A 12,602-nucleotide genomic window follows, 5' to 3' on the forward strand; every position below is an offset into this window, starting at 1 on the left:
AGATAAGTATTATCATTAGTACAATATTTTATACAACATTAAGGACCAAAAAATGCATATTCATATTCTTGGGATTTGTGGCACATTTATGGGCGGCATTGCATTAATCGCTCGCTCATTGGGTCATAAAGTCACGGGTTCAGACAAAAATGTTTACCCACCAATGAGTACGCTACTACAAAAAGAACATATTGATATTATTGAAGGAGATGATCCTTCACAATTAAACCCTATTCCGGATCTGGTAATTATTGGTAATGCCTTATCAAGAGGCAATCCTTGTGTTGAATATATTTTAGATAACAACATTCCTTATATTTCTGCTCCTCAATGGCTACATGACAACGTTTTACGTGAACGATGGGTAATCGCTGTTGCTGGAACGCATGGTAAAACAACAACAGCAGGTATGGTTAACTGGATTTTAGAGAAACAAGGCTATAACCAAGGTTTTGTTATTGGTGGCGTACCCGGTAATTTTGAAGTATCCGCAAGGCTAGGTGAAGGTAACTTTTTCGTTATCGAAGCCGATGAATATGATTGTTCATTTTTTGATAAACGTTCTAAATTTATGCATTATTGCCCAAAAACGTTAATTATGAACAATTTGGAATTTGATCATGCAGATATTTTTGATGATCTCAGTTCAATTCAAAAACAATTTCATCACTTAGTTCGTTTAGTGCCAAGTAAAGGGTTGATAATTTCCCCGCAAGAAGATGTCAATTTAAAACAAGTTTTAGCCAAAGGTTGTTGGAGTGAGCAATCATTCACCGAATCAGAAAATGGCTGGATGGCGAAAAAAATCGCTAATGATGCGAGCCAATTTACTGTTTACTTTAACAATGAACAGGTTGGTGAAGTTAACTATTCTCTTGTTGGTGAACATAATATGCATAATGCCTTAATGGCTATTGCAGCGGCACATAATGTCGGTATTAAACCAGCTGATGCTTGTTTAGCACTTGGATCGTTTTTAAATGCCAAAAGACGTTTAGAGTTATATGGCGAAGTTAATGATATTGAGATTTATGATGATTTTGCCCATCATCCAACTGCAATATTAGCAACTTTAGAAGCATTACGCAGCAAAATTGGGGCAAATCGAAGAATATTGGCAGTTTTAGAGCCTCGTTCGAATACCATGAAACTAGGCATATCGAAAGATGAACTTGCGCCATCATTAGGTCGTGCAGATGAAATATATATGTTTCAACCAGAACAACTACCTTGGTTAGTTGCTGATGTGGTTGATGCTTGTATTCAACCAGCTTATTGGTCTGGTGATATTGATTTATTAGTTGAGATGATTACTAAATCAGCTAAACCAACTGATGCAATCTTGATTATGAGTAATGGTGGTTTTAATGGCATTCATAATAAAATTTTAAAAAATCTGCAAAAACAGCAAATAAAAAATAAACAAGAAGAAAAATTGCGGCATTAATAACTACATTCCAATATGACATGTCATTTTTAGTGGCATGTCATCGCTATATATTTTAATCCATTATATTATCTTTTATTAGGTATTAATCTACATATGTTATACAAATAATAACTTATTTGCTAAGAACTAATTGGCGAACAAGATAAATACTATGAATAAATAAGCTAGTTATCAAAAGCTATAACTAGACAGATAATTAGAAAATCGAATAATATAAATATTATTTATTATTTCTAAATAATAAGGAAAAACGCCTTTATAAGTACTAATTAGGACGATTTAACTGATAAATTGATAATATAGTAAATTTATCTGTAACTACTGTTGATTAATAGAATAACTAATACACCATTTATATTAGACATGGTATTAAATCTCCGCTTATAAAATTGAGGATAGTACATGAATGACAATACCGACATGATTAAAATGTTATGTCGCAGAATAAAAATGGCAAGAATTGAGAAAAATTTATCACAGCTAGAGCTGGCTAATAAAGCCCAAATAGGTATTGCCACAATAAAACGTATTGAACATGGAAAATCAATTACTTTACAAACATTAATTGCTGTTTTAAAAGGCTTAGATGAACTTGACCAACTGAACAATTTATTGGCCTATAATGAAATAATGCATAAAACATCATCAGAACAACCAAAACGAAAAAAACGTTGTTTCAAAAAAGACGAAAAAATAGATATGTTAGTAAATAATGATTTTCTACGTTCAAAAGTTAATACAATGCGTTGGAAATACTAAGTTGATTGGCTATTTTCGCCGATTTTATATCGGCGAAAATAAACAAAATGATTAAAATTAATTACAGTGAACCGTAATAGCTAATCCACCACGCGATGTTTCACGATATTTTGCATTCATATCCTTTCCTGTTTCATACATAGTTTCAATAACTTTATCTAAGGATACTTTTGCAACAGTTGTTCTTCTTAACGCCATTCGAGTGGCATTGATTGCTTTTACTGCAGCTATTGCATTACGTTCAATACAAGGAACTTGAACTTGTCCTGCAACTGGATCACAGGTTAAACCCAAATTATGTTCCATCGCTATTTCAGCAGCCATACAAACCTGCTGAGGGTTTCCTCCTAAGAGTTCAGCCAAACCTGCTGCAGCCATAGAACAAGCAACCCCCACTTCACCCTGGCAACCAACTTCGGCACCAGAAATAGAAGCATTCATTTGGTAAAGTTGCCCTATAGCACCACAAGTTAAGAAAAAACGAATATAGATATCAGGTGTTACCGGATTGATAAATTTATTATAATAAGCAATTACAGCAGGTATAATACCACAAGCACCATTTGTTGGAGCTGTTACCACTCGCCCACCAGCAGCATTTTCTTCACTAACCGCGAGAGCAAACATATTAACCCAATCAATAATAACCATTGGGTCATTAATAATACCATCTTTTGTGGTCGATAATTGCCGATATAATGAAAATGCTCGACGTGGAACTTTAAGTGGTCCAGGTAATAAACCTTCTGTATTCATTCCGCGTTTAATACAATCTAAAATTGTTCCGCCCACTCGCTCAAAATAGTTTTCTATTTCTTCATATGTATGTAACTGTAACTCATTCTTCATCATTATGCTGGAAATAGACAATGAATTATCTTCACAGAGATTAAGTAGCTGTGCTGCTGATGAAAAAGAATATGGTAACTTTACTGAATTTTGCTCTTCCTGACCAAATTTCTCTTCTTCAACAATTTTACCACCACCAACAGAATAATACGTTTTTTGTAATAATAACGTCTCTCCATTATAAGCACTCAATGTCATACCATTTTCATGTAATGGTAAAAATTTTGAATGAAATACCATACATTGATCGAGAGGAAAATCAATTTCATACCTATTATTATAAATTGATAATCGATTGGTCTGAGTCACTGTTTCTATAAATAATGGAATATTATCGATATCCACACTATCAGGCTTTTCGCCAGCTAATCCCATAATAATGGCAATATCAGTTTGATGCCCTTTACCTGTTAATGATAAAGAGCCGTAAACATCAGCAACAATTTTAGTAACCGACGACATCAAATTTGCACTAATCAACTGATCAATGAAGATTTTTCCTGCTATCATTGGTCCCACTGTATGAGAACTAGAAGGACCTATACCGATTTTAAATATTTCAAATACTGAACTCATATTTTCCCTTTTTTATACCTAATTTTAAATCGATAACAATTATCAATATTATAAATTATAACTGTGAGCAAAAATGCAGTAAAACCTATAAGTTTATACAAGTTATTTCAAATCTTATGTTAAGATTTCCGCAAATAAATTATTTGCCACTCACTCCTTCTATTGATCAATAAAACAATCGACTTTACTACATAACACATAAACAGTTATGGTTTTTAATTAATGCAAATTTAAATTAAATTATAAATAGCTGCTGAAATCGCAATCATTCCCATAACAACAATAAATATATTACTAATTTTACCTTTATACTTTTCTAATATAGGCAATCTATGGATTGCGTACATTGGCATTAAAAATAGTAATATCGCTAGAATTGGACCACCTAATGATTCAATTAACCCCAAAATACTTGGATTTAGTGTCGCAATACCCCATGCAGTAATGAACATAAAAACAATGGCAATTTTATCGAGTTTTTTTGGCGAAATTGTTTTATTACAGCTACGTAGTGCCTTATTAACAAGGCCATTAAATCCTTCTTTACCACCTAAATAGTGACCTAAAAATGATTTAGCCATAGCAATAAAGGCAATTGGAGGACCAATGTACTCAATTACTGGTGAATTAAATCGATTAGCTAAATAAGATAATGTTGAAATATTTTGAGCTTTTGCATCTAATAGCTCTGCAGGGGTTAGGCAAAGCGCACAACTAAAGACAAAAAACATGACAGTAACCACCATCATAATATTACTAGCTGCAATAATTTTACTACATTTAGGTTCAGCAAATACTTCACCATATTCTCTACGTTTAGCTACGGCTAAAGATGAGATAATAGGTGAATGATTAAATGCAAATACCATTACGGGTATAACTAGCCATAGTGTCATTAAAATACTACGTCCACCTTCATTAGCTGTATTACTAAATGAAAAATTTGTGAAAAGTTCACCATTCCATTCAGGAATTAAAAACAAAGCCAAAATCATTAACACTGCAATAAAAGGAAAAACCAATATTGACATAACTTTAACAATAAGTTCTTCACCAAAATGTACAATCATCATTAAAAAAGCAACTAAAAAGAATGAAAGTAAAGCTCGAGGAGGAGGCTCCATGCCTAATTGATGAACTATAAAGCTATCAACAGTATTAGTAATACCGACACTATAAACTAATAAAATCGGATAAATCGCAAAAAAATAGAGTAGTGTTATCCAATTTCCTGCAGTGCGTCCAAATGCTTCTTCAACCACTACTGTTATATCACCATCAGGGCTTTTGCCCGATAAAACAAACCGACACAAAGCTTGATGAGCAAAGAATGTCATTGGGAAAGCAAGCATTAACATCACCAATAACGGGATTAATCCTCCGACTCCTGCATTGATAGGAAGAAATAGTACCCCCGCTCCAATAGCTGTTCCATAAAGGCTAAGCATCCATAATGTATCACTTTTACGCCATTTCGGTAATTTCGATGAGCTTTTATCTTCAAATATGTCCTTATTAATCGTATGTCCCATATTGAATATCTCCTTAATCTAAAATTCGCGCGTATGATATCAATAATTAAACTTTTGTAGTGTGACCTTCATCACATTAATCGCAAAATTATTCAATATAATCAATAACATAATGATATCTATTTTGATACTTAAGCTACTTAAATTTGTTAAAGAATCATTTTTGACACCTATAAATAAGTAACCTGACATAATTTATGTTTGAATTGAGTTCTAATCGATAAGTAATAACAGAGTCATTACTCATTATTTTAGTTAAAAACAATAATAAAATTATTTTGGTATCCTAATATTTAAAAAAATCTAAGTTATAAATAACGTTGATTTATAGTATTTGTAATATGGGGTATGTGATCAAGATTAGCGTTATTAAGTTTCTCAAGATAAGACACAAGAAAACTTATTCGTAATGATAAATAAACAACGAATTATATTTAGTACTATATTATGCTGATAACCATTACCTAATCAGACTATTAATTAAGATTAAATTATTAGCATAAAAATTTTTGAGGAACGGGGTTTTTGACAACTAATTTTAGTTAAAAACTCTCAAAATTTTTATATCGAATCATAGTAACAAACAACACCTAAATCTGACCGTATAATTTCCATAAAGCCACCAGACAATATTTCAGATGTGTCGTGGAAAAAACTAGGTTTTTCTTTTAATATCAATTTACCATAAAACTTATTTTCAAAATATAAATCGCCATCATCAGTAATGGTAAAATGGTCATCAGGCTGAATAAAACTATCACAAGGACATTCCATTATATATTCCTTTGTATTAGACAGTCGACTACAACCATCAGTTCGCCAATAAAACTCTAATACCTCTTGATAACTTAAATCAAACAAATGATATTTAGCAAATTTAATTGGCCAATATAAAATAAGACCTATTAAAAAGAGAAAGAATAAACGTTGTTTTAATTTAGGTATGTTCAATTTGTCCATATTGTTTAGTAACTTATTCTCAATAAAAGAAAATTTATCACATATAAACATTTATAACCATATTTACTAATAAAATTACTTTTGTGTTGCGCTTGGTACTGCTAAACTAGCTAACATTTTTATTATATTTATATATAAATTATTTTTCGGGATAAATGTATGCGAACCAGTAAATATCTTCTATCTACATTAAAAGAAACGCCAGCAGATGCTGAAGTAATTAGCCATCAATTAATGTTACGTGCCGGTATGATCCGTAAAGTTGCTGCCGGATTATATACATGGCTACCCACAGGTTATCGCGTACTAAAAAAAGTCGAAAATATTGTTCGTGAAGAGATGAATAAAGCCGGTGCAATTGAAGTATTAATGCCGGTGGTACAACCTGCCGATATATGGCAAGAAAGTGGTCGCTGGGAACAATATGGTCCTGAATTATTACGTATTAAAGATCGTGGCGATCGTGATTTTGTCTTAGGGCCAACTCATGAAGAAGTAATCACTGACTTACTACGTAATGAAGTGAGTTCTTATAAGCAATTACCGCTAAATGTTTATCAAATTCAAACTAAATTCCGCGACGAAGTCCGCCCTCGTTTTGGTGTGATGCGTTCACGTGAATTTATTATGAAAGATGCATACTCATTCCACACATCGCAAGAATCATTACAAGAAACTTATGATGATATGTATAAAGCTTACAGTGCAGTATTTACTCGGGCTGGCTTAAATTTTAGAGCGGTACGTGCTGATACAGGCTCAATTGGTGGTAACTGGTCACATGAATTTCAAGTATTAGCGGATAGTGGCGAAGATGATATTGTCTTTTCAACGGAATCCGATTATGCCGCCAATATTGAAATGGCACAAGCACAAGCACCAACTCAAACTCGCCAATCTCCAACCAAAGAGATGCAATTAGTTGATACTCCAAATGCCAAAACTATAGATGAATTAGTAGCACAATTCAATTTACCAATTGAAAAAACCGTTAAAACATTAATGGTTAAAGCCACTAAAGAGAGTGGTCACCAACTAGTGGCTTTATTAGTGCGTGGTGATCATACCTTAAACGAAATCAAAGCGGAAAAAATCGATATTGTTGCGTCTCCACTTGAATTTGCAACCGAAGATGAAATTCGTGCGTTAGTCAATGCAGGACCGGGCTCTTTAGGACCAATAAACCTAAATATGCCAATGATTATTGACCGTGATGTTGCTGTAATGAGTGATTTTGCTGCCGGTGCCAATATTGACCATAAACATTATTTCAATATCAATTGGCAACGCGATGTTGCTTTACCTCGCGTCGAAGATATTCGTAATGTAGTCGAAGGTGATATTAGCCCAGACGGCAAAGGTACATTGCAAATTAAGCGTGGTATTGAAGTTGGGCATATCTTCCAACTTGGTACTAAATATTCAGAAGCCATGAAAGCAACAGTGCAAGGTGAAGATGGCCAAAATCATGTGATGATCATGGGTTGTTATGGTATTGGCGTTAGCCGAATAGTTGCCGCTGCAATCGAACAATGCCACGACGATCGTGGAATTATTTGGCCAGAAGCCATAGCACCATTTAGCGTTGTTATTATTCCAATGAATATGCACAAATCTGAAAGAGTACAAGCGACTGCAGAAAAACTCTATGCCGATCTACAAGCTGCCGGTATTGAAGTATTATTTGACGACCGTAAAGAGCGCCCTGGTGTAATGTTTGCTGATGCTGAATTAATTGGTATTCCACATACAATTGTTATTGGTGAACGTAACCTTGATAGTGGCAATGTAGAATATAAACATCGTGCAGGTGGCGATAAAGAATTGGTAAAAGTAGACCAAATCCTTGAATTTATTAAAAGCCGTCAACAATAAACACAAAAATAAACAATTGTAGTAATAATAAATAGGACACAACAAATAATGGCTCTCTTTGGTTTGCAAATTGCCCAAATAGTGAACATTATTTTGTTGTGTTACTTGATTTTTTATTAGCAGTTGTTAGTCTAAATTAATTCAAACCTCATTGTGAATAACTTTTATCAAGTACCAAACGATATATATCGCTTGAACAATCCTCGTTAAAACAGATAAAACAGCTTGGTAAACTTAGCATTAAAACCATAATTAATCTGCGATATGGCATAGTTTTCGAGATAAAGTTGTCAATACTGAAATTACTGAAGTTTGGATCAATATGCGAGCAGAAAATATTTCTGATAAAAAATAATTCAAATTCTTAAAACAATCAAAAATTCCCCTAAACTGAGATTAATTCATTGTTGGCATAGCAGTGACCGCACAGGCGTAGTTGTTGCTATGTATCGCTTAATTTTTCAAAACTGGAATAAACGTCAAGTTGTTGATGAATTAATGTAACCTGAGTTTAGAAATCATTAAAATATTTATCCCAATATCAAAAACTACATTAAGAATGTTGATGTTGAACAAATTCGCTATGCAGCATTGGAATAACATCATTATTTAATCGAGTAAATAAAATAATATAGAAGTAATAGCTCAAATTGATAAAATATTCAAAGTGATATTGTCTTTTTTTTAAGCTAGAATACTTAATTATTAATCTTTTTTATGAGTTAAAAGTATGTTAAAAAAAGCAATCGCACTAATAGTATCTACATCATTATTACTACAAAATGCATCGATCGTTTATGCAGATAACATTAAGCTACCCGATATGGGCACCGCAGCTGCAGCTACATTAAGCATCGGGCAAGAAAAAGAGATGGGCGATTATTATATGCGCTTGTTACGTGGTAGTGCTCCGATTATTAATGATCCGGTTTTAAATCAATACATCAATGATTTAGGGAAAAAATTAGTTTCCAAATCAGAATCGGTACAAACGCCTTTTCACTTTTATGTTATGAGAAGTAATGTACTTAACGCCTTTGCTTTTTTTGGTGGCAATGTCGTTGTTCATTCAAAATTAATATTAGATACCGATAATGAAAGTCAATTAGCGTCAGTAATGGCTCATGAAATCGGACACGTAACACAACGCCATTTAGCACGAGCAATGGAGGCTCAAAATAGTAATAGTCCATACGTTTGGGGAGCAACACTTGGCTCGTTATTACTAACTTTAGCCAATCCAGAAGCTGGTATGGCGGCAATGACAACCACTATGGCAAGCTCAACACAAAGTATGATTAGTTTTACCCAATCAAATGAACAAGAGGCAGATAGAGTTGGGCTTAGAACATTAACTAAAGCTGGATTTGATCCTTATGCTTCTTCTGAGTTTCTACAAAAACTCGCCGATCAAAGCCGCTTTAGCAGTAAGCCACCTGAAATCCTAATGACTCACCCTTTACCTAATAGCCGTTTATCCGATATTCGTAATCGTTCATTACAATACTCAAAAAAGAATGTTACGCCATCTTTAAATTATTATTTAGCCAAAGCTAGAATAGCAATATTGATGAGTAATAAAACTAATGCAAGAATATTGATTGAAGATTATCGCAAACTGAATAATGAACAAAGTAAAATAGCGGTAATTTATGCTAATGCTTTAGTTGATTACAATAATAATAATTACCTAAAAGCCAAACAACAATTACAACCATTATTAGATAATGATCCAAATAATATCTGGTATATTGATCTAATGACGGATATTGATTTAGCGCTTAATAATAGTAGTGCAGCAATTACTCGTCTTCAATCAGCATTAAAAAGATCACCTGATAGTTCCGCATTACAACTAAATTTAGCTAACGCTTATGTAAAAGCTCGAAATTACCAGCAAGCAGTGAGTTTATTACATCGTTATACTTTTGATCACAATGATGACACTAACGGTTGGGATTTGTTAATAACTGCTTATGGTGGACTAAAGTCAAGAGCTCAAGAGATGAGCGCACGGGCAGAGTCAGTGGCGCTAGAAGGAAAGTTTCCTGATGCGATTCGATTATTAACTAATGCTAAAACTCAAGCAAAAGGTAATCAAACCTTAATTGCAAAAATTGATGCCAGAATTAATCAATTAAAACAGTTGCAAAAACGTTATGCTGTTTATAGTAGGAGATAGACTCGTATTTCAGGCTAATGTTACTAATAGCATTAGCCTGAAAATGTCACAAAAAATAGTAATTAATCGTCTAAATGATCAACATTATTATAAAACTTAACTGAATATTCACCCTCTTGTTGCTCGTTATTCTGTTTATAATTAACCACGCTAATACTAGTATTTAACATTCGTGGGAAATAGTTTTCATCACGATGTTGACGCCAATCGCCACCATTTAAAACACAAAGTAATATTCGTAATACCGTACCATGTGATACAACTAAAATATTACCATTATCTTGCGGTGCATTTTTAACAATTTCATTTAAAGCATTTTTCATACGAGAAAGTACATCAAGGTAATTTTCACCTTGATTAACAGATGCATCAAACTTTTCTGGTTCAGTTAAATAGGTATTAAATTCTGGGAATTCTTTTTTTAGTGAAGGCACATGTCTACCCTCCCAAAGCCCAAAATCCATTTCTCGCAAACCTTCAAGCTCAAAAGTAGGAATTACATTATCATTTTCATTAATAATATAGTCCCGAGTTTCCATTGCACGTTGTTGAGGGCTAGAATAGGCTTGTATAAATGGCGTATTTTTTAGATGCTTTCCGGTTATTTTGGCACCTAAAATGCCATTTTCAGTAAGAGGTGAATTTTGTGACCCCTGCATCTGATCTTTAATATTCCATTCTGTTTGACCATGTCTAATTAAGTATAAATTAAGATCTTTCATGCTTATTAATTACCTTCTCATTTTAATCATTCTGTTTGTTGATATTTATCAACTCTAATCTTTGTCAAACAATTTTGCAATACATCATCCAACGGGGCATGTAATTGCATCTCCTGTAAAGTTTTCGGATGAATAAATTTTACATTAGCGGCATGTAAAAATAATCGATTAAGTTTACTATCAGTTAATAATGCATCAAATTGACTATCACCATAGCGATCATCAAATGCAATCGGATGATTAGCATATTGAGTATGCACACGAATTTGGTGAGTACGACCAGTTACTGGGCTCGCCTTAACTAAGGTTGCAAAACCGAAGCGTTCTTCTACTTTAAATCTCGTTTCTGAAGGTTTTCCTTCGGCATTGACCTTAACCACTCGTTCACCACTTTTAAGAACATTTTTTAGTAATGGTGCTTGTACAACTTTGCATTCAGAAGGCCAATTACCTTTCACTAAGGCTAAATAATTCTTTTGCATCTGTTTCAAACGTAATTGTTCATGCAGTGACTTTAACGCAGAACGTTTTTTCGCAATCAATAAAATACCTGATGTTTCGCGGTCAATTCGATGCACTAATTCTAAAAATTTCGCTTCTGGTCGTAAGGCTCTTAATCCTTCAATAACACCAAAACTTAGACCACTACCACCATGTACGGCAATTCCAGATGGTTTATTAATGGCTAAAATTACATCATCTTCATAAATGATCGCTTTCTCCAAATCAGCAACTTTATTTAGTTTTGTGGAAATCTCAGGCACCGTTTTTTCGGAAACGCGTATAGGTGGGATACGCACTTCATCACCAATAGCTAGCTTGTATTCTGGTTTTATTCTTTTTTTGTTAACGCGAACTTCACCTTTTCTAAGTATGCGATAAATCATACTTTTAGGCACACCTTTAAGATATGTAATAAGAAAGTTATCAATGCGTTGCGCTTCATTTTCTTCACTAATTGTGACAAATGAAACTTGTTGTTTTGTTTGTTGAACTTTTGAGTCCATAAGAAAAGATTAATCCACCGTTAATAAATAAAAGTCGTTTCACATTATTAAAAAATAAACTACACTACTACTGGCTAAAAATTAATATCGATTAATTTCAATAAAATGAATATAAAACGATTATAACGGAATCTGGAGGAATAAAACAGTATGTTATCTCTGCTCAATCAATACTCTCGCAGTAGAGTTGCTTGGTTTTTGTTATTTCTTTCCACCTTTATTTTTGAAATAACCGCTCTCTATTTTCAACATGGCTTAGGCCTTGCCCCTTGTACATTATGTATCTATCAACGTTGTGCAATTTACGGCATTATGCTTGGCAGCTTAATTGGACTGATTGCGCCTAGCAAACTAATTTTTCGCTTAGCAGGTATTTTGGTATGGTTAATTAGTTCCATAAAAGGCTTTAACTTAGCAACTTTTCATGCCCATTTACAATTTGAACCAAATTTAAGTGATACCTGTGCTATTAATGTGCAATTCCCTTCTTGGTTAGCATTAAATGAATGGTTACCAAGTATGTTTAATGCTTATGGATCATGTGCAGACAAAATTTGGTCTTTTTTAACTATTGAAATGTCGCAATGGATGATCATTATTTTTGCTTGTTACCTTTTAGTGAGTTTGGTGATACTCTTCTCTCAACTCTTTTCACCGAGTAAAAAGTCAATCTGGAGTAAATAAACTTTT

The 12,602-nt window shown here is 33.3% G+C and carries 10 protein-coding genes; 5 read left to right on the forward strand and 5 right to left on the reverse strand.

Annotated features, from left to right (window positions below):
* Positions 1 to 52 precede the first annotated feature (52 nt).
* Entirely contained in the window at positions 53 to 1,447 is a 1,395-nt protein-coding gene (mpl, locus tag B6C84_RS06655; protein ID WP_086320752.1) for a UDP-N-acetylmuramate:L-alanyl-gamma-D-glutamyl-meso-diaminopimelate ligase, read from the forward strand.
* A 405-nt stretch (positions 1,448 to 1,852) separates the two neighbouring features.
* Positions 1,853 to 2,209: a helix-turn-helix domain-containing protein gene (locus B6C84_RS06660; RefSeq protein ID WP_086320751.1), complete on the forward strand. Its 357-nt coding sequence runs from the start codon at positions 1,853 to 1,855 to the stop codon at positions 2,207 to 2,209.
* Between the two features lie 57 nt (positions 2,210 to 2,266).
* On the opposite strand, the gene B6C84_RS06665 is transcribed toward B6C84_RS06660, so the two are convergent.
* The 3 genes from B6C84_RS06665 to B6C84_RS06675 all read right to left on the reverse strand — a co-directional run bounded on the left by B6C84_RS06665 (position 2,267) and on the right by B6C84_RS06675 (position 6,126).
* Positions 2,267 to 3,634, reverse strand: a complete 1,368-nt coding sequence (locus B6C84_RS06665; protein WP_086320750.1) for an L-serine ammonia-lyase — start codon at positions 3,632 to 3,634, stop codon at positions 2,267 to 2,269.
* Positions 3,635 to 3,864: 230 nt separating this feature from the next.
* Entirely contained in the window at positions 3,865 to 5,166 is a 1,302-nt protein-coding gene (locus tag B6C84_RS06670; RefSeq protein ID WP_086320749.1) for a serine/threonine transporter, read from the reverse strand.
* A gap of 561 nt (positions 5,167 to 5,727) precedes the next feature.
* Positions 5,728 to 6,126: a hypothetical protein gene (locus B6C84_RS06675; protein WP_133052284.1), complete on the reverse strand. Its 399-nt coding sequence runs from the start codon at positions 6,124 to 6,126 to the stop codon at positions 5,728 to 5,730.
* Positions 6,127 to 6,285: 159 nt separating this feature from the next.
* On the opposite strand from B6C84_RS06675, the gene proS reads away from it, so the two are divergent.
* Together proS and bepA are read left to right on the forward strand one after the other, a co-directional pair.
* Positions 6,286 to 8,001 carry a proline--tRNA ligase gene (gene proS / locus B6C84_RS06680; protein ID WP_086320747.1) on the forward strand — a complete coding sequence of 572 codons (1,716 nt, stop codon included), beginning with the start codon at positions 6,286 to 6,288 and terminating at the stop codon, positions 7,999 to 8,001.
* Positions 8,002 to 8,731: 730 nt separating this feature from the next.
* Complete coding sequence (gene bepA, locus B6C84_RS06685; RefSeq protein ID WP_086320746.1) at positions 8,732 to 10,183, forward strand: beta-barrel assembly-enhancing protease; 1,452 nt, start codon at positions 8,732 to 8,734, stop codon at positions 10,181 to 10,183.
* Between the two features lie 62 nt (positions 10,184 to 10,245).
* On the opposite strand, the gene B6C84_RS06690 is transcribed toward bepA, so the two are convergent.
* Both B6C84_RS06690 and rluC read right to left on the reverse strand, forming a co-directional pair.
* Entirely contained in the window at positions 10,246 to 10,905 is a 660-nt protein-coding gene (locus B6C84_RS06690; protein WP_086320745.1) for a histidine phosphatase family protein, read from the reverse strand.
* Between the two features lie 26 nt (positions 10,906 to 10,931).
* Positions 10,932 to 11,912 carry a 23S rRNA pseudouridine(955/2504/2580) synthase RluC gene (gene rluC, locus B6C84_RS06695; RefSeq protein WP_086320744.1) on the reverse strand — a complete coding sequence of 327 codons (981 nt, stop codon included), beginning with the start codon at positions 11,910 to 11,912 and terminating at the stop codon, positions 10,932 to 10,934.
* A 150-nt stretch (positions 11,913 to 12,062) separates the two neighbouring features.
* Between rluC and dsbB the strand changes: the two genes are divergently transcribed.
* Positions 12,063 to 12,596 carry a disulfide bond formation protein DsbB gene (gene dsbB / locus B6C84_RS06700; protein ID WP_065613758.1) on the forward strand — a complete coding sequence of 178 codons (534 nt, stop codon included), beginning with the start codon at positions 12,063 to 12,065 and terminating at the stop codon, positions 12,594 to 12,596.
* Positions 12,597 to 12,602: the final 6 nt, after the last annotated feature.

The organism is Gilliamella apis, assembly GCF_002142155.1.
In the GTDB taxonomy this organism is placed as follows: domain Bacteria; phylum Pseudomonadota; class Gammaproteobacteria; order Enterobacterales; family Orbaceae; genus Gilliamella; species Gilliamella apis.